General features: G+C 43.3%; 14 protein-coding genes. 3 read left to right on the top strand and 11 right to left on the bottom strand.

The window, feature by feature from the left end; translation table 11 throughout:
* Window positions 1-17: 17 nt before the first annotated feature.
* Window positions 18-1,082: a hypothetical protein gene (locus LJ707_RS03425; RefSeq protein ID WP_228949333.1), complete on the top strand. Its 1,065-nt coding sequence runs from the start codon at window positions 18-20 to the stop codon at window positions 1,080-1,082.
* Here the strand turns inward: LJ707_RS03425 and LJ707_RS03420 are convergent.
* From LJ707_RS03420 to ppk1, 8 genes are all read right to left on the bottom strand, one after another.
* Window positions 1,066-4,482 (bottom strand): ThuA domain-containing protein, encoded by a 3,417-nt coding sequence (locus LJ707_RS03420; protein ID WP_228949332.1) that lies wholly within the window; start codon window positions 4,480-4,482, stop codon window positions 1,066-1,068. The genes LJ707_RS03425 and LJ707_RS03420 overlap by 17 nt on opposite strands.
* A gap of 147 nt (window positions 4,483-4,629) precedes the next feature.
* Complete coding sequence (locus LJ707_RS03415; protein ID WP_228949331.1) at window positions 4,630-6,585, bottom strand: OmpA family protein; 1,956 nt, start codon at window positions 6,583-6,585, stop codon at window positions 4,630-4,632.
* A 6-nt stretch (window positions 6,586-6,591) separates the two neighbouring features.
* Window positions 6,592-7,557, bottom strand: coding sequence for a type IX secretion system membrane protein PorP/SprF (locus LJ707_RS03410; RefSeq protein WP_228949330.1), 966 nt, complete (start codon window positions 7,555-7,557; stop codon window positions 6,592-6,594).
* A 41-nt stretch (window positions 7,558-7,598) separates the two neighbouring features.
* Complete coding sequence (locus LJ707_RS03405; RefSeq protein ID WP_228949329.1) at window positions 7,599-11,744, bottom strand: CshA/CshB family fibrillar adhesin-related protein; 4,146 nt, start codon at window positions 11,742-11,744, stop codon at window positions 7,599-7,601.
* Between the two features lie 261 nt (window positions 11,745-12,005).
* Window positions 12,006-13,091 (bottom strand): SGNH/GDSL hydrolase family protein, encoded by a 1,086-nt coding sequence (locus tag LJ707_RS03400; RefSeq protein WP_228949328.1) that lies wholly within the window; start codon window positions 13,089-13,091, stop codon window positions 12,006-12,008.
* A gap of 89 nt (window positions 13,092-13,180) precedes the next feature.
* Complete coding sequence (locus LJ707_RS03395; protein WP_228949327.1) at window positions 13,181-13,744, bottom strand: UbiX family flavin prenyltransferase; 564 nt, start codon at window positions 13,742-13,744, stop codon at window positions 13,181-13,183.
* A 172-nt stretch (window positions 13,745-13,916) separates the two neighbouring features.
* Window positions 13,917-14,804 carry an exopolyphosphatase gene (locus LJ707_RS03390; protein WP_228949326.1) on the bottom strand — a complete coding sequence of 296 codons (888 nt, stop codon included), beginning with the start codon at window positions 14,802-14,804 and terminating at the stop codon, window positions 13,917-13,919.
* A gap of 2 nt (window positions 14,805-14,806) precedes the next feature.
* The gene (gene ppk1, locus LJ707_RS03385) at window positions 14,807-16,855 is read right to left on the bottom strand and encodes a polyphosphate kinase 1 (protein WP_228949325.1); all 2,049 of its coding nucleotides are present in this window, start codon (window positions 16,853-16,855) and stop codon (window positions 14,807-14,809) included.
* A gap of 144 nt (window positions 16,856-16,999) precedes the next feature.
* Between ppk1 and LJ707_RS03380 the strand changes: the two genes are divergently transcribed.
* Window positions 17,000-17,491, top strand: a complete 492-nt coding sequence (locus tag LJ707_RS03380; RefSeq protein WP_228949324.1) for a YajQ family cyclic di-GMP-binding protein — start codon at window positions 17,000-17,002, stop codon at window positions 17,489-17,491.
* An 85-nt stretch (window positions 17,492-17,576) separates the two neighbouring features.
* Here LJ707_RS03380 and LJ707_RS03375 read toward each other — a convergent pair whose 3' ends face one another.
* From LJ707_RS03375 to LJ707_RS03365, 3 genes are all read right to left on the bottom strand, one after another.
* A complete protein-coding gene (locus LJ707_RS03375) occupies window positions 17,577-19,142 on the bottom strand; it encodes a M20/M25/M40 family metallo-hydrolase (protein WP_228949323.1) in 1,566 nt (521 codons plus the stop codon).
* 98 nt (window positions 19,143-19,240) lie between these two features.
* The gene (locus tag LJ707_RS03370) at window positions 19,241-21,643 is read right to left on the bottom strand and encodes a M1 family metallopeptidase (RefSeq protein WP_228949322.1); all 2,403 of its coding nucleotides are present in this window, start codon (window positions 21,641-21,643) and stop codon (window positions 19,241-19,243) included.
* Window positions 21,644-21,688: 45 nt separating this feature from the next.
* Window positions 21,689-22,270, bottom strand: a complete 582-nt coding sequence (locus LJ707_RS03365) for a HupE/UreJ family protein (protein WP_228949321.1) — start codon at window positions 22,268-22,270, stop codon at window positions 21,689-21,691.
* A gap of 117 nt (window positions 22,271-22,387) precedes the next feature.
* On the opposite strand from LJ707_RS03365, the gene LJ707_RS03360 reads away from it, so the two are divergent.
* The gene (locus LJ707_RS03360) at window positions 22,388-22,873 is read left to right on the top strand and encodes a DUF6702 family protein (RefSeq protein WP_228949320.1); all 486 of its coding nucleotides are present in this window, start codon (window positions 22,388-22,390) and stop codon (window positions 22,871-22,873) included.
* Window positions 22,874-23,086: the final 213 nt, after the last annotated feature.

The raw sequence follows: 23,086 nt of genomic DNA, 5'->3' as shown, positions 1-23,086 counted from the left end.
ACCGATATAAATGCCTTATGGATACTTATCAACTTGCCGCATTAGAGGCCCGCATACAAAACTGGAAACAAAATTTTACCAACTCGCAGCTTACTGCTGAAGACATTGACGAGCTTGCCACCTTGTTAAAGGATACGTACCTGGAGCTTCGCGCTATTAACCTGAGCGATGAGGAGGCCTGGCTGGTAGCTACCCATCGCATTGGCCAGCCTGAGCCTGTAATTGCTCCTGTTGAAAAATCATCGGCAAATAATGCTAACCGCAACTGGATGATGATGCTTTGGGGCGCTGTTGGCGTATTAATATTGCAGGCTATATTTATTGTGATGCCGCAGGTTTTCAATCAAACGGTGATCAGTGTTTTTCAGCCGGTTAACAGCGACAGCTTTATCAAAAATGAATATTACGCCATGGCAGTGATACTATTTGTATTATTTGTATTGGTTACGCTGCGCAGTGGTTACTTTATTAACCGATTTACCAACTCGCTTACTAAAAACGCTTCGTTGTATGCTATTGTAGCTATAATAGCGGGGTTATGGGCAGGCTTTTGCAGCTATATCACGTTTGTAAAATATCCGATGGCTGCCACTATAAATGGTTATAGCGATGATACACGTATCGCTTTTAGTGTACTGATGTTCGGCTTTTATTTTCCTCTGATATTTGTTGCCGCTTTTGCTACCATCAGGTATTATGCACGTGAGAGTGTATCATTTAAGGAGTTTAATCGCAACATTAACTGGAAACATGCTTTGATACTTGGCCTGCTTGCGCAAACGCCAATACAGTTCTCACATATTTTTAGTGGTAGTGATACAGTACGAGCCACAATAATTATCAGCCTTTCGGTAATATTGTTTTCCATTATTGGCTGGATGCTGAGTTACTCTAAAAACGGCTTTACCAACATCGCGGCAGCGCAGGTTGCCCCTTTGTTTATCTGGTTGCTGGGTAGTATGATGAATGAAAATGCTCAGGTCATCTTTTTTATATTTTACATCAGTAAGATCGTAGCCTTATTATCCAGCTATTATATCGGCAAATACCGCCATCAGCCCGAAGTTATTTTAGCACGTTAAATTTAATATTGGTTATCTTAATGATATTTTTTTCGCCGGGTTTAGAGGCTACAAAGTAAATATCGTGCTTTCCTTTTGGCCACTGGTTTAAGGTTAATGTAGCCTCTGCCGTTTTATCCCAGCCCCCGGTTGCAGTGTAACTTACTTTACCGATCACCGGACCGGCCTGCGAATCAATGCGTAATAATATATCACCGTTAACCTTTTGCGATGAGTAGCTGAAAACTATATTTTTAATGCCATTCAGGTAAATGTTGCGCAGCATTAGGTAAGATTTATTGTCCCCATCAGACAGATCCATCCTGAAGCGTTCAAAACCCTTGTATTCATCTGCATAAATAGATTTTAAATCAGCATAGCGCAGGTACAATTTGTCATTAGCTGTTATCGGCCCGGTAAATTTGCTTCCTTTGTCTGTATAATAAGCCTCTAATAGATAAACCCCTTCAGGCTCTTTATCGTTATAAGTAAGGTTTAATGAGCCTTTTAATGGCATTGGTTGGCTTACATTCTGTTTATCGGTAAGCGAGAAAATATATCTTACAATTTCGCTCGCATCGGTAACTGATAACTGCGGGTGGGCGCTCATTACATGTTCTTTGTCCCAGCTACCACCACCGCCGCTTATAATTTTAGCGGCCAGTTTTTCTACTGATCCTTCCTGTTTTTTATACCGATTGGCAACAGCGATGAAGCTTGGCCCAACTGCTTTTTTATCAATCAGGTGACAAGCTTTGCAATCGCTCTTTGCCATAATAAGCAAACCCGGATGGCCTCCCTTTTGTCCAGCGGCACCTAACTTTGTCGGCAATCCCGAAGGATAATAGGTATAGTATGCCTTAATACGTGCGGGTACTATTGTTTTATCTTCCTTATCCTCCACTTTTATGTTATACTTAAATGGCTTGCCGAGCCAGTAAAAGGATCTGTTATCGGCACTTGCTATAGTTACAACCGGCGCGGTATTACCAACTTTTATGGCAAGGGTATCAAAGCTGCTTTTACCGGCTTTGTCGGTAACTTTTAAAATAGCCTTATAAGTACCGGGCTTACGGTAAATATGGCTGGCATCAGCAGTTTTAGCAGCGGGCGTTTTGCCATCAAAATACCATTGATAGGTAATTTCATCATCGTCATCAGCATCCGCGCTTCCATTAGCTGAGAAGTTTATTTTTAAAGGCGCCTGGCCTGAAGCCTGCTTAACACCCGGAATATTTTTACCCTCATTGGTTATCCATACCCTTTTACGTAACTCAAGCGTAGTTGAATCAATGATCGCAGCTTTGGCTACCGGTGCACGGTTGCCGCTGTTGTATTCAATTTTCACCAGCCTGGCATCTTTGTTGGCGGCACCATAAACCGAGCCATATTCCAGCATGTACATCACACCATCCTGGCCAAAGGTCATGTCAATTGGCCGCCTGAAATCACCACTGCCACTCATAAAAGGCTCAATGGATCGGTAATTTTCCTGATCATCAAAACTGATAGCCATCACCCAGTTACGCATCCAATCGGCAACAAACAGTTTACCATCATAATATTCAGGGAATTTATTGGGCGATGCCGAGTTTTTATCATACGTATAAAACGTACCGCCGATGGCACAACGTCCGCCCATACCCAGTTCGGGCCACTCTGCCGATACAGCATACGGGTACCATATCATGGCGGGCTGTGCCGGGGGCAACTCCCTTAAGCCGGTATTTTTAGGTGAGGTGTTTATGGGTTTCTGTACATCAAAATGCGGCCCGGCGGTGGCGGTTGCAAAATCCCATTTAGCGTAGGCAAAATTATTGCCCACAAAATAAGGCCAGCCAAAATTGCCCGCTTTTTTAGCCTGGTTAAATTCATCATATCCCCTGGGGCCCTGTATGCCGTCCTTGCCTGCATCGGGTCCTATCTCACCCCAGTATACGGTTGATGTTTTAGGGTTGACCGCGATACGGTAAGGGTTACGGCAACCCATTACAAATATTTCGGGTTTGGTTTTATCAGTTCCTTTAGCAAACAGGTTACCATCCGGAATTGTGTAGCTACCATCCGGCTCCGGATGTATCCGTAGTATCTTACCTTTATAATCATTGGTGTTAGCGGCTCCGCGCTGTGCATCCACGCTGTAATATTCTTTACCCGGGCGTTCATCAATAGGCGAATAGCCGTTGGAGGAGAACGGACTGGTGCTATCTCCGGTTGACAGATACAGGTTACCATTTTTATCCCACGCTAATGAGCCGCCGTGGTGGTTACCACTGTTCTCCTGCACAGGCACGCTGATAAGTAGCTTTTCTGATTTCAGATCGATATTATCATTAATATCTAATGTAAACCGTGACAGCCTGAAATAGATCGGCTCCGCAGTTTGGCCTGCCGGTGTGTAATACAGATAAATGAAATGATTTTGCTCAAATCCGGGATCAAGTGCGATGCCGATCAAACCGGTGTGCCTGTCAGTAATAGGCATCTTTATAATTTTTTTATAGGATTTTTTACGCGTATCATAAACCGACAGATCGCCGCCTAATTGTGTATAATATATGCGCCCATCGTTAGATATTGCCAGTTCCATCGGCGAATCCAGGTCATCAACCAAAACTGTTTTTACAAAGCGGTTTTGCTCAGGTATAACTACAGCATGTGCCTTACTGTAGTCCAGCGGTTTATCATCGCCTATGGCATATTGTATACCCCCAAGTAAATGCGTTAAGAATAAAGGTTCCGTATAGCTTTCAGTAGTATGGCCCATGCCCGTGTAAAATGCCCGGCCACCATCAAAATCATGGTACCAGCTTATCGGGTGGTTTTGCGGATTGGTGCCGCCCTCGTAGGTAGCTTCATCAAGTGTTGCCAATGTTTTCAGGTCAACATAAAACGAACGGTAATTGTACCATTCATCCGTACGCTCAAATTTTGCCTGCAGCCCTTTTGTTGCCTCATGTTTATTATCAGTTATATTTATTGTAGCTTTTTTAACGTTCGGATTATTAGGATGGCTTTCAAAATAAGCGCCAACCAAATTGCCATACCATGGCCAGTCGTACTCGGTATCGGCAGCGGCATGTACACCCACAAAGCCCCCTCCTGCTTGTATGTAGCGTTCAAAAGCGGTTTGTTGTACCGCGTTTAAAACATTGCCTGTCGTATTTAAAAATATTACCGCCGCGTACTTCTTCAGCTCGGTATCAATAAAGTGTTTTGAATCAGCAGTAGTATCAACATCAAACCCGTTTTTAGCACCTAATTTTTGGATGGCTGTAATACCGGCAGTTATTGATTGATGGTGGTAGCCTTTTGTTTTAAAAAATACCAATACCCTCAGCCGTTTATCTGTTTTTGTAAACGACAGGATACTTATAACCAATAATGGGATGAGTGCAAAATAATAGTACTTGATTTTCAAGGCTGATGGGTTTAACTGGTTTAAAACAAACATATTGATTTGGATGATGTATGCCAATAAGCTTTCGTAATATTTCGGTTATGATAGCAACAAAAAAGCCTTACTGTTATGCAGCAAGGCTTTTGAATTTATACGGTGGTGTTGCAATTACATTTTTACGATGGTAAACTCTGTACGGCGATTTAACTGATGATCTGCATCGCTGCACTTAACGCCATTGGCGCAGCGGTTAAGCAGGCGCGACTCACCATAACCTCGGGCTACGATGCGGCCTTCGTCAATATTACCATTGTCCAAAATATATTCAACAGCGGCATTAGCGCGCTTGCGCGACAGATCCATATTGTAATCATCATCGCCGCGGCTGTCAGTATGCGAGCCAAGCTCAATTTGTATGGTCGGGTTATCCTGCAATATTTTAATCAGCTTATCCAGCTCAACGGCGGCATCTGGCCTGATCTCCCAACGGTCAAAATCATAATAAATATTTTCGAGCCTGATGGCTTTGTTTAGCACGATCCTTTCCAGGTACAAATCCTTTTTAATAGTTTGCGATGTTGTTAGCCCTTTGGGTGCAACCTGCTGATTATCGCTCAGGTAACCAGGCTTTTCGGCACGTAAATTATAATTGATGTTTTGCTTAATGCCAAAGCTGTAATAGCCGGTATTGGTGGTAGTAATAATAGCACCGCCGCTTAAACCAACCTTAGCGTTCGTTATAGGCTGGCGTGTTCCCTTTTCGTAAACAATGCCTTCCAGGCGCAGGTTAAGTTCAGGTTGCTGTACAAAGCTGTAAATATCATCGCTGCCAACACCACCCAAACGGTTTGAAGAAAGGTATCCGGTACGGCCATCATATATAATATATGAAAAATCATCACGTGGTGAATTAACAGGATATTGCAGATTTTCGGCCTTGGCAAAGGTAAAATCGCCTGTTTTTACAGCGCGGAATACATCAAGCCCTCCCATACCTATCAAACCATCAGTTGAAAAAAAGAGGTTGCCTTCCTTATCAATAAACGGTGTACGCTCACTGCCTGCGGTATTTACGCTTTGCAGGTTTACCGGCATTTGCCAGTTGCCTGCTTCATCCTTTACACAGTAATAAATATCGGTAGCACCGGTGCCTCCGGGCATGTCTGACACAAAGTAAAGCGTGTTGCCGTCAGCAGAGATAAATGGATCGCCTACAGAATATTTCTTTTCATTATTGAATTTAAAGGCAACAGGTTTTGTCCACTTACCGGCAGCATCCTTTTTGCTTGAGTATATCTCGAGTTTGAAGGTTTTAATACCTGAAAGATTTTTATCCCAGTTTTTAGGCACACGGGTAATGGTGTAATACATCTCGTTCCTATCAGCCGTAAATGAGGCCGGGCCGGTATGGTAGGCTACATTATTTACCAGCGGAAATAAGCGGCCGCTATCCGCATTGGCCGATTCGTACAAATGCAGGTAGCTATTGCCTGTCCAGCCGTATGTTAGTTTATTTGGAGTTTTCGCGCCGTCAAACTTAAAAAATGGTTCATCATCCCTCACCACGTTTTTGTTAAAGCGACTTTCCCGGTCTGATACAAAAACCAGTTGACCGTTAAAACTGCGGGCTCCCCAATCAGAGAATGTACTGTTTAGCAATTGCTCGTTTTTAACCTGTACTGATGTTGGGTTCTTTATCCATTTCAATGCCGAGTCGCATGATTCTGTCCAGAATTTAAGCTGCGTTTTATCAATGGCTTTGTTTGACGCGTAATATTTCCCAAACTGGCGTTTAGCCTCCGCGTATTTACCATTGTTCTTCAACACCTCAGCATACCTATAAATATTGGCGTTGTTACTTTCGGGTATTACAACCGTTTTTTCATACCATATTTCAGCTTCCGGGTAATCATGCATCATGCGGTATGAGTTGGCTAAGCGCTCAACAATATGTAATGATGACGAATCGCGTTTATAGGCAGTAAGGTATAATTCGGCAGCTTTTTTATAATTGTACAGGTTATATTGCTCGTCGGCCTGCTTTAATGCGTTTTGCGCGTATGCAGCCTCAAAACCTAAAAGCAGTGCCGCAAAAAGTCCGATCCTGGTTAGTGTTCTTTTCATCTGCTTTTAAAAATATCTTGGCGTTAACATTCGGCTTTGTTTGGTTTTAAAGTAGATACCGATTGATATCTCGTGCGTGCCACCATCATAACCACGCAGCGGGCCGATAGAAAAATCGTAACCATAGCCTATCCTCAAATACGGGTTAGGGAAAAACTCGGCAGCGGCGGTGATGGAGTTTAATGGCGACAGGTCATTTTGCAGGTAACTCTTATCATAAAGCTTTACAGCAGTACGGTATGAGCCGCCGAGCCATAGCTTTTCGCCAAGCAGCACAAAGGCGTTAATATCTAAACTTGTAGGCCCGCCCCGGTCATCTTTTAGCAAAAAACTCGGCTTCAGCATAATATCCTGATTCAACGGGAAAAGCATACCACCTGTGAGGTAATAATGCGCTTTTGGCTGCGCGATGTAACCATCTTTACGCACATTAATATGCTGCGCTATCAGGTTATCGGCCGAAAGGCCTGCATAGAATTTGTCATCAGAATAGTAAACACCCAGCCTTGCATCGGGCACAATGGTGCTTTGTGTACCGGTAAACATATCCGGTTCAGGGTCATTCGGGTTAAGCTTTGAGCCATTCATGCCCAACTGCATCAATCCTGCCCCCAGGCCGAATGCCAGGCGTGAACTGCCGTCCTCGTTCATGCGTAAGCGGTAGGCGTAATTGGCATAAGCCGAGAGGTACTCCTGCGCGCCAAGCTTATCACTCGCTACCTGGAAAGCCAACCCCACATTGCCATTGTTGGCCGTAGCATCAACAGCTAATGACATACTGCGCGGCGAACCCTCAACTCCCGTCCACTGCGAACGGTAGTATGCATGCAGGTTCAGTATTTCCTTATACCCCGCATAAGCCGGGTTAATATAAATGCCATTAAACATATACTGGCTTTGCTGTGCATCCTGCTGGGCATACAGCAAGCCTGTATTTATAAGTAGTATTAATATGGTTAAAAATCTTTTCATATCCTGTATTTCACCACCGCAATGGCGGATGTTTCATCAGCTTATTTTTTTAAACTTCTCATTAACGTAATGTACCCCTTGTACACATTCCAGTTACCCTGTGCATCCCTTACTTGTAACAGGTAGTAGTAAGTGCCTTCGTTCAGCCCCTCGCCTGTCCAGTTGTTTTGGTAGTTGGTAGCTTTGTAAACCTCGTTGCCCCAGCGGTTTATAATGGATAGCTTGGTTTGCCCATACTGTTCAATACCACGTATCTCAAACACATCGTTAATACCATCACCGTTCGGGGTAAATAAAGTAGGAATTTTAAACGGCGCGTTAGCGTTAATGGTGAGGTTAACGGTTGCCGGGTTGGTATAGTAACCATATAAGTCTTTAATGCGGTAAGTGAATGAGTCGGTACCGGTGTAACCATCGTCAGGTGTATAGGTAACGGTACCATCAGCGCCTACCTGCACTTTGCCGTGTAAAGGCTGCGTAAGTATTTCAATAGACTGCTGATCGAAGCTTGAATTACCCGGTAAATCATTACGGTCAACATCAATAGTAACAGGTGTATTTTTTTGCGTTGATGAATTATCATTTACGGCTATGGGTGCCGGGTCAACAGTTACATCAACGGTAGCGTTGTCGGTAACAGTAGCGCCTACGGGGTCAACAGCATTTACAGAGGCATTGTTGGTTACTTTTCCGGCATCTTTATCTGCTTGAGTAAGTGTATACCTGAAGTTAAGTGTTGCTGTGCCGCCTGGTATTAAACCACCGGCAGGTATGGTAACCGCCGTATTGGTTAAACCAAGATTAGTATCAGTAAGTGTTACATTATTAAGCACCGCATCGCCTGTGTTGGTAATTGTAAATGTATAGGTGATGTAGTTAGCTGCGAATACCCCTGTTTTTTCAAGGCTTATGGCTCCTACGGGATTAATAATCACAATGGTTGGATCATTAGCCGCAGATGTTGTAGGATCATCTGACTGATTATCGCTAACCGGTCTGCCGGTTTGATCTGTACCTGTTACACTTGCCTGATTGCTGAACCGGCGGTTATTAATATCAGCCTGTGTAAGAGTGTGCCGTGCGGTTACCGTGCGTGATGCACCTGCAGCTAAACTCGGAATATTGGCCGGTGATATGCTGCCTGCATCGGCACCAACATCGGTAACAACAAGATTTGTAACCGGTGTTTGGCCGGTATTGGTAACCACAAGGGTATAATTAATCACATCGCCTGCTTTGCTGCCGGTGTTATCAGCCCGCTTGGTAAGCGCTACCGATGCCGAGTATATTGTAATAGTTACCGTAACCGGATCAGATACAACCCCATCAGGCGTAGTGAGGGTATACGTATAGGTATCAATACCGGTATAGCCTGCAACAGGGGTATATACTACCTGCCCCTGCGCGTTAACTGAGGTAATACCATGCTGACCCGGGGTGCTGGTAACCGTAGTGCCCGTACCGCTTGCGCCATCATTAGCTTTAACGGTAGTTGTAACCGCTGTATTTACCGGTGTAATATCAGTATCACTCACCGGGACCGGTTTTACGGTAACATTAACCGTAATAGGCGGCGATACTATACCATCTCGTGTTAATGTATAAGTGTAAACATCCTTGCCTATATAGCCCGTAACCGGTGTGTAGATAACATTACCGTCAGTATTAACGGTTGTGGTGCCATGTGCTCCGGGTGTTGATGTAACCGTGGCACCCGTGGCTGCAGGCCCATCATTAGCCTTTACATTTGTTGTAACCGGTGTGTTAATATTGGTTATCGCCTCATCATTAACACCATTTGGGGTGATATTTATAGTTACAGTTATTGGGTCAGATGCAATACCGTCACCTGTTGTTAGTACATAAGTGTAGGTATCAACACCGGCGTAACCTGCCTGCGGCGTATAGGTTACCCTACCCTGTGCATCAACTGTAGTTGTACCACGGGTACCATTGGTTGCCGTAACAGTTGTTGCAGTAGCATCAGTACCATCATTTGCCTTAACAACAGTAGTTACAGGTGTGCCTATCGCAGTTGTATCAGCATCATTATTTCCGGTTGGTTTTACTATAACTGATATTAACGCGGGCAAGCTTTCTGATCCATAATTATCTTTGATTGTGTATGACAATGGTATAGCCTTACCTGCAAATGATGCGATCGGTGTAAAAGTTACCCGCCCTGTTGTGGTATTAACTACGTAAGTACCCTGACCGGCAACCGTAACCGTACGTTTTTTTGTGTTGTCTATCGGGTCTATCAAAAACACCTGTGCCGGATTTATGGTGCCATCAGCATCGGTATCATTAGCCGGAACATTAAGTGTAACAGCAACGCCCGCGGTAGTTGTATCCGCATCGGCAGCAGCAACAGGTATTTGGTTAAGCGCGAAGTTAACACCGGTAATGTCAAGACTGGTACCCGGGGTGCTTACGCTGATCTGCAGGTTTGGTGTTCCGGTTTCGATACCTGTACCGCTGGTATTGTTGGTGCCATAAGCCTCGCCGGATGGTTTCCAGTTTACCGGCAGATTAGCTGTGACAGCGGCAAGTGTAGCGCCCGAATCAACATTATTAGTTGAAATGGCAACCGTGTAATTACCGTTATTATTATTGGCAAGTGCATAAGTGCCGTTAGCCGCAACAGCAACCTTTTGTACTACTGTGCTTGTAGCAACATTAACAAGGTAAGCATATAAAGGTGAGCCTGATACCTGTTGTAAAGCTGTGCCCGATATGGTGCCGTTGTTACCCCCGTTACCATCATTGAATACCGTACCAGATATTGTGATGCCGGCAATATCTTTCAATCTGTAATCCTCTGTTTCGCCATCAGCAGCGAACGATGTGCTGCGCTCGTCAACTGCCGTTGCCGTATCATCAACTAAAGGTGTGGTTGTAATACGCATACGGGCATATAGTAAACCTACCCGTATTTTACCCGCAAATTGCGCGTTGGGGAAGGTTATAGTATACGTTTGATTAATGGTGTTTGCAGGCACATTAACACTTACCAGCTCGTCTGCTTCAAACCGGCCATCGCCATCAAAATCAAGCCATACACGCAGTGTGGCCGCTGTACTTTTGGTGTTGGTTACCGGCACACTAAAAACAATGTTACCGGCCTGGTTTACTTTTACAACAGGCAAATTAGCCGGGTTAATGGTATTCTCGTCATTATTGCCTGTGGTATCATCACCATCGGCATTTAATGTACCTTCAGGCTCTCCATCCGGGTCAACATTATTTTCGCCTATATAAACTGTTGATCGTGCTACAAGAGGAGTGGTTGGGTAATTAACCACAGCGTAGGTGCCATCACCTGCAAAGTAGTTGGTTATCTCAAAATCTTCCATGTAGTGGCCGGTATTACCATAACCCAGCGGATCATCACCCAGGTCAAAAGGTAACACAAAACCTATGGCCATGGCTGTCAGTCCTGAGCCTTTCATGCCAACATTGGTAAGGTTACGTGCACCGCGGGCAAACATAACGGCCTGTACACCAAAGTTACCCGGAGCTAAATCAGCAAAAAGCCTGAATGACCGGCCGCCATTGCTCAGTTGCAATTTATATTGATTATCGGCAGCGTTATTTTGTGTACGCTTGTTCAATAACTGCCAGGCAATAGGATTAGGGGTATCGGCAGATATATATTCGCCTCCCGCGTCGATAGATTCGGCATCAGCTATAATCATACCCGGATATACTACATCCGTCCAAACATTATTTATCAGTATAAAAACCTTAATATCTATATTAAATGTAGCCGTACCGCCATACGGGGTAACCAGACCTGATGCAGCTATACCGCGCGAATTAGGTTTGGGTTGATTGTTGCTTGAATAGATAAGGTCAAGCCCGTCACTCGGGTAACTGCCCGGCGTGTAGGTTTGCATAGGCTGGTTATTGGTAGTAACCAGGTTGCTTATGGTAGCCCGTATTTGCACCGTTGGCGAAAATTGCCATACGTAATTGCCGGCAAGCACATGCTGCGCGTCTGACCCGGCTGGTGACGATACAAGTGTTGTACCGGTAGCATTTTTATCCCATGTGAGCCAGTAAACCGAGTTTACCAGATTAGTACCGGCCTCCCCACCAATGGCATATTGCGCACGTGCAGTTACGCTACATAAAATTACAGCAACAAATAATAAGAATATCTTGAAAAGGTATAGTTTTCTCATGAATGGGTATTAAAAATAATCAATAGTTGCCTGCAGTGGTATGAGGAAAATAACATACGTACTAATGGGATGACCGGTTTAAAATTATACAAACAAAATTGGCCCCGAAAAAAGCGATATCCAAATGGTATCATTGGGTTAATATTTTATCGGTTAAATACAACCTTATACTATTATGCACATCAAATGGTTACATGCAAACCCATTCTTGCTGTATTTTGAGCATAATAATTTATTCCGAAAAGTAGTAAGCGATTGGCTTTACCATTTAATATTTTTATCGATAAAAGATATGAGCTGCCGGGCCATGGCTTGCTGTTCAGCAACATTAGGATGCCCCGGAGTTTCCTTATATGGAAAAAAACAGGTGTAAACCTTTTTGTCATTTAGCGTAGCTGCTGCTTGTTTTATGTATCCCGGCCATGGAGAACCCTCTTTGGTAGCATCCATATTACCTAAAGCACATATAATATCGGCTTTAGGATATTTAGCCCTTATGCTTTTAAGAAAACCGAGATAAGCGGATGTGATTTGCTGTGCAGTTGGTGCTGTGGTGCCAAACCGCGATTTGAATTCAGGTTGCTCCGGCTTTAACGTAAGCCACGAATCATTTTGAAAAAGGTTTATAACAACCACATCAGGGGTGTATTTTGAAAAATCCCATTTCACCTGCGGATCATTGGCATAAAGCCGGTCGTACATTTCGGGCATTACCAGCGGGAACCAGCTTATGGTAATGCCGATGCCACTTTTAGAGGTGCTGTAATAATCCGCATTAAAATGCCGGGCTGTTATGGCGGCGTAGCTGATGTAGCCATTTTCATAAGGCGATGTGCCCCTGTCCTGCCCGGTAGTATCCTCAACAGCGTAACCACAGGTTATGGAGTTGCCAAATACCTCTATCTTACGCTTTTTAGGTGCAGGCGCTGCCAGCAAGGTTGTGCCCTTATCAAAAGCGAATTGATATATCCAGGTACGGCCCATTGACCATTCGGTACGCTTAAAGAGCTCCATATCATGCTTGCCATTTGTAAGATCAGCAGCAAGTGTATACTCTTTTCTCCCTTTTTCAGGATGGAGCACACTGGTTACTTTGCCATCAATAATAACATTATAATAATTATCACCTGCCTCATCATTTAAAAGCACTTTTACACCTGTACCCTTAAAATTCACTTTTACTGTTGTAGCCGTCCACGATAGCATGGTGTTACTATCGGTAACAGCTACCCTGCCTGTATAAAGTATGTGCTTGTCATTATTTTTTATAACCACCTCCTGCGCCGAACATGCAGTTGCAGATAGTACAAATATTGAGGAAACGAGATACAGTAAAAGTTTGTTCATAATTGTAATACTGCATTGAGCGTGCAGGCACCACAAATATATAATATCTGCTTATACTGTTATATTAATTGAAGTTTGTTGTGAAGATATTATTCTTCTCCCCACCGGTAGCTGTCGTTCTCTAAACCTGTTAAATCTATAATACGGTTTACAACCGTCATGGCTACTTCTTCAATGGTTTGGGGCCTGCTGTAAAAGGATGGTATGGCCGGGCATATGATGCCGCCGGCTTCGGTAACGGTGGCCATATTGCGTATCTGTATCAAGTTTAAAGGCGTATCGCGGGCTACCAGAATAAGCTTGCGGCGCTCTTTTAAAATTACGTCGGCAGCGCGGGTGGTCAGATCGTCAGATATGCCGCTGGCTATCCTGCCCATTGTACCCATTGAGCATGGTACAATCACCATGGTATCAAACCTTGCCGAACCGGAGGCGAAAGGCGCGTTAAAATCGTATTTTGAATAAAATGTATAAGGGTAAGTTTGATAATCCTCATTACCGAGTTCAATACGCCAAACCTCCCGCGCATTGTCAGACATGATGATGCCAACCTCAGCCACCTGACTTTGCAACTGCTGTAATTTATCTAACAATAGCCTGGCATAAATAGCTCCGCTTGCACCGGTTATAGCAATAACAATCTTCTTTTTCATATCTGTATGCAAGTATAACAAAAGCCGGAGGATAAAGTTGGGGCACAAAAAAAGGGTCGAATACTATGTACCCGACCCTACATCTACCTATGAAAAACATACCCTATGAGAGGGCACTACAAATATACTAAGATTTTTACAAAAACTTAATAATTTATTTTCAAATAATTCCTTATCGGTACTGCGGGAAATTTTTCTCTATCAGCGTTTGAATGATGCCATCAACCATACCTACGCTTGGTACATAAATTTGCTTTATACCGGCTGTTTTCATTACGGTAATGTAAATTTCACATGCAGGTATTATTACGTCTGCGCGGTCGTGGTTTAATCCTAAAACATTTATCCTGTCCTTTAATGAAAAGGAACTCAAGTAACTATAAAGCGATTTAAGTTTGTTGAAAGGCATCGGCGCTTTATCTTTCAGTTCGGCAAGGCGGTATAGTTTGTTGATGTTTCCGCCTGTACCTATACCTGCAATATCCTTAAATCCCCTGGTGTGTTTGCGTATAAATTCACGCATTTCTTCCCACGTTTCTTCCTTGTCCTGGTTATCAAGTATGCGTATGGTACCCAGGTTAAATGAGTGCGATGCGATCAGTTCCCCTGCCGAAAATAACGAAAGCTCGGTACTGCCGCCGCCTACATCAATATACAGGTAATTTTTGCTTTTATCTATCTCCTGATCGGCATGGCTGTTATAAATTATCTTAGCCTCCTTGGCACCGTGTACAATCTCCAGCTCGATGCCTGCTTTTTCTTTGATCTCCGCAACTACATCCGGGCCATTTTTTGCCTCACGCATGGCTGATGTTGCGCAGGCCATATAATCCGTTACTTTATATACATCAATCAGGTTACCGAAAGCCTGCATGGTTTTCACCAGGTCGGTTGCCTTTTTATCAGAGATATGCTGATTCAGGAAGGCGTCGTCACCAAGCCTTAGCGGTACACGTATAAGGGTGTTTTTTTTAAAAGATACCGAGTGGTTGTTTTCAACTATCTCGGCGATCAGCATTCTTACAGCATTAGATCCTATGTCAATAGCGGCGTATCTCACTTTTAAATATTTTTGTTTTTAAGATAATTATATATGTCTATCTGCGCACGGTGCGGACTAACATTCCTGGTGCGGTGGTATTTGTTATTGTTGTTTGAAGTAATATCGCGCGATTTGGTATTATCGGCCAGTTGCAAATTAATGATATCCCTGATCTCCTTTTTCAGATCCTCATCATATATCGGAAAACCAACCTCCACCCTGTTATCAATATTACGGGTCATAAAATCGGCCGACGTAAGGTACACCAACTCATTGCCCCCATTACAATAAACATGTACACGGGCGTGCTCCAGGTACTTATCAACTATACTTACAACATTGATGTTTTCACTAAAGCCCTTTACCCCCGGTATAAGGCAACACATACCCCGCACTATCATTTGTATTTTAACGCCGGCATTGCTGGCCTGGTAAAGCTTGGCTATTAATTGTTCATCAGCAAGGCTGTTCATCTTCAATATCATGTAAGCCTCTTTACCTGCCTTGGCATTTTTTATCTCGTTATCAATAAGCTTATAAATAGCCGGGCGCGAATCAACCGGCGATACGATAAGGTTTTTAAACCCTTTGGGTAGTACGCTTCTGTTTAAAGCTTTAAATACCTCGGCAAGCTCGTCTGTTAATTTTTTGTTAGCCGTAAATAGTGTATGGTCGGCATAAATACTTGCCGTTTTCTCATTAAAATTACCGGTTGAAAGGCAGGCATAATGTACCAGCTTTGTTTTTTCGAGCCGGGTTACCAGGCATATTTTTGAGTGTACCTTATAGCCCGGTATACCGTAAACCACGCGTACACCCTCCTCTTCAAGTCGGTTACTCCAGTAAATGTTGTTCTGCTCATCAAAACGGGCGCGCAGCTCAACCAGGCAGTTTACCTTTTTACCATTTTTTGCCGCGTTGATAAGAGCATGTACCACCCTTGAATTATCAGCGAGGCGATATACGGATATACTGATCTCCTTAACCTTGGGATCAATAGCCGCCTCGCGTAAAAAGTGGATAATATAATCGAACGACTGGTAGGGCGTACTTACCAGGTAATCCTTTTTAGCGATAAGGCCCATCAGGCTTTTGCCGAATGAAAGGCTATCTACAGGTAAAGCCGGATACTTGTTATACTCCAGCTCAGGCCTGCCAACGTTAGGGAATTTTATAAAATCCTTAAAGTTATGGTAACGGCTGCCGGGTATCATGCTTTCGCCATGCAGGCCCATTTTGCCAACCAGGTGCTGCAGCATGTCCGCAGGCATATCAGTATCATAAAGCAAACGCATGGGTTTGCCCTTTTTGCGTTTAACCAGGCTTTTTGATAAGGCGTCAACAAATTTTTCGCTTACTTCCTTATCCAGATCAAGCTCGGCATCGCGGGTAAGCTGTATGGAGTATGCCTCAATGCTGTCATGATCGAAGATGAAGAACATATCCTCCAGATTATACCTGATGATGTCATCCAGCAGAATAATAAACTTCAGGTTATTGGTTTCAGGTAGTACCAAAAACCTTGAAAGGTTATCAGGGAATTCAATAAGCGCGTACCTGGATTTTTTATTTTTGGTAAGCTTAACAAAAAAGTAAATGGCACGATCCTTTAATTCAGGCAATTGCGCGCCATCAATAAGCATGATAGGCACCAGCGTTGATAGCAACTTTTCGCGAAAGTAGTTTTTAACAAAGGTACCACGGGCTACGTTCAACTGCTTTTCATCAAGTATGAATATCTTTTCTTCGGCAAGCTGCTTAATAATAATATTCTCGTACAGGTTGTTGAATTTGCGCTCCTGTTTTACTACAATGTTCTTGATCTGGTTAAGCAGCTTTTTAGGGTTGTAACCTAATATTTGCTTTGATTTTTGGTTAAGGTTAGCCAAACGGTTTAATGTAGCAACCCTAACACGGTAAAATTCATCAAGATTGGATGAAAAGATAGCAAGGAAACGTATACGGTCTATCAGCGGCACAGTTGGGTCTGCGGCCTCCTGCAGCACACGGTCATTAAAATATAACCAGCTTATTTCACGATTGGTTAACGGTATCTGTTTGGCATCCATATAGTAAACAATCCAGCTTCGCAGCCGAATTGACAAATGTGCTTATTTATTTGTTAATTTAGTATTAACTCATTGTAAGCATCATTGTTTATTAACTGTTAAGTTAGCTTTTTGTGCTATTTTTGCAAACTAAAAACTACCAATATGCCATCATTTGATATTGTAAGCAAGATAGACGGACAAACCCTTGATAACGCTATTAATAACGCTAAAAAAGAGATATTGAATCGTTATGACTTCAACGACTCAAAAAGTACTGTTGAACTTGAAAAGAAAAGCAACGAGATAACCATTGTTACCGAAAACGATATGCGCCTGAAAGCGATAACCGACTCCATCATCAGCCGCATGACCAAGCAAGGCCTTGATGCCAACGCGCTTGATTTTGGTAAAGAGCATTATGCCGCCGGTAACATGATACGCAAAGAGATAAAGGTTAAGGAAGGCATAGATAAAGAAGCCGCCAAAAAAATAGTTAAGGCGATAAAAGACAGCGGCCTAAAAGTACAGGCATCCATTATGGATGATCAGGTGCGCGTACAAGGCAAAAAGCTCGACGATCTGCAAGCCGTAATTAGCCTGTGCCGCAGCGGCGATTTTGGCCAGCCGTTGCAATATATCAACATGCGCAATTAATAGTACTTATTACCAGCAAAAAGCCCGGCTTAAATAATAAGACGGGCTTTTTGCTGGTAACTAATTCAAAGTTAATATTCAATAATTATAAGCCATCAAATACAAAAATTTCCTTTTTCAAAGGTTTACGCGGCAACATTTGCGTGCGAACGCTGGTTTGGTAAACAAATGAGGCTACTATAATGGCCGCCTGTTTAAGGTCGTCTATCTGCAAATGGTCGTAATCATCAAGGTTACTATGGTGGGTGCGCGTTTCATAATCAATCTCGTCTTGAATAAACTGAAAGGCCGGTATACCCGCCCAATCAAAGGATAAATGATCGGTTGAACCGGCATTGCTTAACGTTACTGTTGATGCGCCCAGGCTATTAAATGGCTTAAACCATTGCGCAAATATTGGTGCCACCTCTTTATTACTCTGTGCAAAAATGCCCCGAATTTTCCCGGTACCATTATCGAGGTTGAAATAAGCTGATATTTTAGATTGTTCCGGTTTTGCCTTGAACTTAGCGGCATCCATAAAGTGCTTTTGTACATAATTGTATGAGCCGTAAAGTCCCTCCTCTTCGCCATCCCACAAAGCTATACGTATGGTGCGCTTAGGTTTAAGGCCCAGCGAATCAAGCAGCCTTACCGCCTCCATCATTACAATACAACCGGCAGCATTATCGGTTGCGCCTGTAGCGGCCTGCCACGAGTCGAGGTGACCACCCAGCATCACTACTTCTGATTTTAATTTAGGATCAGTGCCCGGTATCTCGGCAATAACATTATAGCCCCTGGTATCAGCGGTAGATGTAATGGTTTTAATATTCACCGCAATTTCAACCGGATGACCTGATGCTATAAGGCGCTTGATGCGTTGCCCATCCTCAACGGCCATGGTTAATTGTGGTATACCTTCAGGATCGGTAACACGGTTGCCGCTGAATGCTTGTACAAACACCGCTCCGTCAGCATTTGCCCGACCCGCAGTGATCAAGCCTAAACCACCACCATCTTCAATCAGTTTATCAAGTTTTTTATAAATGCTGATGTATTTACTAAAGCTTTCTATCTCTTCCCGTTTTACCATGTAGGTATCTTTCATATTGGCAAGGGCAGTATCAGCCAAACGCGCTGCTGCAGGTTTGAACTTACCATCGTTTTTTGGTGGGTTACCCGCAATCAGCACCCATTTACCCTTAAATTCAGTCGCATGTTTGGCTACATAGTTTGTATCCATATACTGTTGCGGCGATAATATTATAACCTGCCCCTGCTGTACGCCTTTGGTGTTAGCCGACCATGGGTTTGGATAGGCACGCAATGGCGCGGCATAGGGTACGCGCATGGTTATGCTAAAATCATCAATATCCCATTGTTTGCCGAACTCGCCCCACTCCTCAAGGCCTGCATTTACTAACCCCCATTTTTTCATGGTTGATACAGCCCAGTTTGCGGCCCGTTTATAACCCTGAGAGTTAGCAAGGCGCGGCCCGGATACGTCTGTCAGATAATGCGCTATCTGTGGTATTTGTGAGCTGTTGAGCTCAGCCGCCTTTATACGATTGAAAACGGCGGTATCCGGCTCGTTCTGGGCCAATACAGAAGTGGCCGTTGCAGTACAGCAAAGTGTACCGCATAGTACTTTGGTGATAAGTGATCTCATTGATTTAAAGGATTGTTGGTTAAATATAATCAACTTATAATCAAAAAGAAAAGCCGCAGGTGTTATACCTGCGGCTTGCTTATCTTAACTCAAAAAAATTATTTACTCGCCGAAACCTGCATCGGGTTAACGCCTGTTGACTGGCCACGTACCGGCCCGCCTGATTTAAGTTTAAATAACTGGAATTTTGATGGCTGCGGTGCAGAACCCCAGTAGTTATTATTCTCGTCAATGTCGGCAGTTTCGCGCATTGGGTCAACTTTGATGGAGGCTACCTCTTTATCCTGAACATAAAATTTGCTTACATGCTTTTCGTTATGCCGCCATATTTGTGCCGGTATACGGTCGGTTTGCTTTGTTCCGTCTTTATAAGTAAACTCTACAATAATAGGCATTACCATACCGCCTTTGTTGGTGAATGATAACTCGTAAAAATATTTGCTGCCGTATTTTTGCACATCTTCATCTGTAGGCGTATCTAACATGCTTGATGGCGACTGAGCGGCGGCGGTAGCTTTAACCTTATCGTTATACTTATTGGTATCTACAGATGCTAAACCACGATCATATTTCCAGTAAAAATCGCGAGCGGCGGTATCGCGGTCGGTGTAGAACTTAATGCCTTTATCCTGACGATTCAATATTTTGGAGATATCCTCAAAACTGTTTACCGCAGGCGGATCAACCTTGGCCGGACCACGACGACCACCATTACCCGGCAGTTGTTTGGCTGTGAGATCAGCACGGGCGAATTTAACAGAGTCAAGCGCTATATCTACCGGATCTGTGCCATAGAACCAGCCTCTCCAAAACCAATCCAGATCCTCACCGCTGGCATCCTCCATGGTACGGAACAGGTCGGCAGGTGTTGGATGCTTAAATGCCCAGCGTTTAGCATAGGTTTTAAAAGCATAATCAAACAGCTCGCGCCCCATAATGGTTTCGCGTAATATGTTTAAACCTGTTGCCGGTTTTGAGTAGGCATTAGGCCCAAAACGAACGATGTTCTCAGAATTGGTCATGATCGGCTCCAACTCATCCTTCGGCAACTTCATGTAATCAACAATAGTGTAAGCAGCGCCTTTTTTAACCGGGAATTTGTTATCCCAAAGTTCTTCAGTCAAATACTCAACAAACGAGTTAAGTCCTTCGTCCATCCAGGTCCACTGGCGCTCATCACTGTTCACTATCATCGGGAAAAAGTTGTGGCCAACCTCATGTATCACTACACCAAGCATACCATTTTTAGTGCTTTCGCTGTAGGTTCCGTCCTTTTCGGTACGGCCATAGTTAAAGCAGATCATCGGGTACTCCATACCGTTAGCAGCCTCAACGCTTTGCGCTACCGGGTATGGGTATGGTATGGTAAAATCCGAATAGGTTTTGATGGTATGGGCTACGGCACGGGTTGAAAATTTATTATAAAGATTATAAGCCTCTTTACCATAATAGCTCATACACATTACATTGCGGCCTTCAATCTTCTGCCCCATGGCATCCCACACAAATTTACGTGATGATGTCCAGGCAAAATCGCGCACGTTATTGGCCTGGAATACCCAGGTTTTTTTAGTGGCTACGGGTGCTGTTTCGGCTTTTTTAGCTTCGGCAAGGGTTACAACCTCAACAGGTGCTGTAGCCGTTTTTGCTTTTTGGTAACGGGCCAGTTGCGTTGGGTTGAGTACCGCGCTGTAGTTGATACACTCGCCGGTACCACCAACAATATGATCGGCAGGAACCGTCATTTGCACACGGAAATTACCAAAGGTTAAAGCGAATTCGCCACGACCAGTGAACTGGTGATTTTGCCAGCCCTGAAAATCGCTGTATACACATAAGCGAGGATACCACTGCGCCATAGTGAACAGGTAATTTTTATCCTCCGGGAAGTACTCGTAACCACCGCGGCCGCCATACGTCATACGGTCGGATATATTATATGTCCAGTTAACGTTGAATACATATTGCTGGCCGGGTTTTAAAACCACCGGCAGATCAATACGCATCATGGTTTTGTTAATGGTATATTTTAAGGCCTTGCCGGTGGCATCGGTAAGTTTAATAATGTTAAAGCCATAGCCATTATCTTTTGCCGAAGTGGCACTCTTGTCAATCATTTGCAGGGTTGCCGCCCTTGGCATTGATGAACTGGACTGGTAGTTGGCATTTTTTAAATTGTTATGCTCATTTTCGTCCAACTGCAGCCAAATATAATCCAGCGGATCGGGCGAATTATTGAAGTAGGTAATGGTTTCGCTACCGGTAAGTTTTTGCGCTTTTTCATCAAGTTCGCACTTAATGTTATAGTCGGCACGTTGCTGCCAGTATTTAACACCCGGCGCGCCGCTTGCGGTGCGCTGCTCATTAGGAGTAGTTAAAATGGTACCCAATTGCTCAAACTTGTTGCCGTGGTTGCTGCCAGGGTTGTTCTGTATGTCCTGCGCAAAGGTTTCCCCTGCTAATAACGAAAGGATAACTACTGTGGTAAATAGTTTCTTCATGTGTGGTGTATTGTTATGAGTTCAGATAATACAAATTAAAAAGACTTAAAACGGCAAGCGTTCAAGGGCCATTTTTACAGTTAAAGCAAACACACCGGCAGACAGGAAAAACACCCAATCGCGCCTTTTGATGTTGCTGAATTGCAATACCAGCATGGTAACCAGCAATAGCACCGCTACAACAACTATTTGTCCGGCTTCAAGGCCTATGTTAAACCCAAACAGCCCCCAGCCTAAAGCCTGATCCTTAGCCAGCATTACCCTGATAGCGTTAGCGAAGCCCATACCATGTATCAGCCCGAAGCCTAATGCAAGATAATAGTTTGACCTGGCATTACCGTTTGCTGCGGCTTTAAGATTAAAAAGATTATTAAGGGCGGTAATAAAAATGGTACAAGGTATTAAAAATTCCACCCATTTACTATCAAACCTGAATATATCAAGCACACTTAATACCAGCGTTAGCGAGTGGCCTATGGTAAAAGCGGTCACCAGTATCAATACCTTTTTTATATCGGCAAAAGTATAAACGGCTACCAATGCTAAAATAAATAACTGGTGATCGAGCGCATCAGAACTTATGATGTGTTCCCAACCTAACGCGAAATAAAAATAGAGATCCTGCAAAAGAAAATCAGCTTTAACTAAAATAATAAAACCTAAATTTAACGGTTTTTATTAAAAAAGGAATTGCCGGCTGCTGTTATGTACGCACTATTTAACTATTCGCTATTATTTTGTTACATGATTTTTGGTGCCCCTACCTATAAATCAACCGATAAGCCCGCCTTTCACCCGCTGCATGTAAGTACCACTGATATTAGTTTTAACCCGCAGGATAAAAAGCTGGAAGTGATCTGCACTATATTTACTGATGATTTTGAGGCAGTATTAGCTAAACAATACCATGCAAAAACAGATCTGTCGGATACAAAAGTACATGCTGCTATGGATAAGTTGGTGAAAGATTATGTAGATCATCATGTACAATTAAAAAATGCCGCTACAGCCATCAAGCTTAATTATCTGGGATTTGAAAAAGTGAAGGAGGTTGTTAATGTTTATCTCGAATCAGACACTGCAACTACCCCTAAACGCGTTGACGGTAGTATAAATCTATTGTATGATCTGTATACCGATCAGATGAATATTGTGCACATTACTGTAAACGGCAAACGCAAAAGCACAAAAATTGATTACCCGGAAACACAAGTCAGCCAAACATTTTGATGTTTGTTATTTCTCTCTCCGTTTATATGTTGTATTTATGATAATAATAGTTACTGTTTGTTGAAAATACTTATCACATTCCTTTAATTATTGTAGCAAATCTGTTACATATTGATAATTCGTTTTATCTTTTTACTGATACATTATTATCTCACTATAGTTAAATATTATCATTTTGTTAAATACAATAGCTGTATTGTAACAAAATGGTTA

The sequence above is a fragment of the Mucilaginibacter sp. UR6-1 genome (assembly GCF_020880975.1).
Lineage (GTDB): Bacteria > Bacteroidota > Bacteroidia > Sphingobacteriales > Sphingobacteriaceae > Mucilaginibacter.
This window is presented reverse-complemented; position numbering and strand designations above follow the sequence as displayed.

Coding starts and splice junctions, on each gene's coding strand:
- LJ707_RS03395 (WP_228949327.1), bottom strand. CDS start 13,744: ATGAAAAAGAAGATTGTTATTGCTATAACCGGTGCAAGCGGAGCTATT.
- LJ707_RS03405 (WP_228949329.1), bottom strand. CDS start 11,744: ATGAGAAAACTATACCTTTTCAAGATATTCTTATTATTTGTTGCTGTA.
- LJ707_RS03425 (WP_228949333.1), top strand. CDS start 18: ATGGATACTTATCAACTTGCCGCATTAGAGGCCCGCATACAAAACTGG.
- LJ707_RS03360 (WP_228949320.1), top strand. CDS start 22,388: ATGATTTTTGGTGCCCCTACCTATAAATCAACCGATAAGCCCGCCTTT.
- ppk1 (WP_228949325.1), bottom strand. CDS start 16,855: ATGGATGCCAAACAGATACCGTTAACCAATCGTGAAATAAGCTGGTTA.
- LJ707_RS03415 (WP_228949331.1), bottom strand. CDS start 6,585: ATGAAAAGAACACTAACCAGGATCGGACTTTTTGCGGCACTGCTTTTA.
- LJ707_RS03375 (WP_228949323.1), bottom strand. CDS start 19,142: ATGAGATCACTTATCACCAAAGTACTATGCGGTACACTTTGCTGTACT.
- LJ707_RS03410 (WP_228949330.1), bottom strand. CDS start 7,557: ATGAAAAGATTTTTAACCATATTAATACTACTTATAAATACAGGCTTG.
- LJ707_RS03370 (WP_228949322.1), bottom strand. CDS start 21,643: ATGAAGAAACTATTTACCACAGTAGTTATCCTTTCGTTATTAGCAGGG.
- LJ707_RS03380 (WP_228949324.1), top strand. CDS start 17,000: ATGCCATCATTTGATATTGTAAGCAAGATAGACGGACAAACCCTTGAT.
- LJ707_RS03400 (WP_228949328.1), bottom strand. CDS start 13,091: ATGAACAAACTTTTACTGTATCTCGTTTCCTCAATATTTGTACTATCT.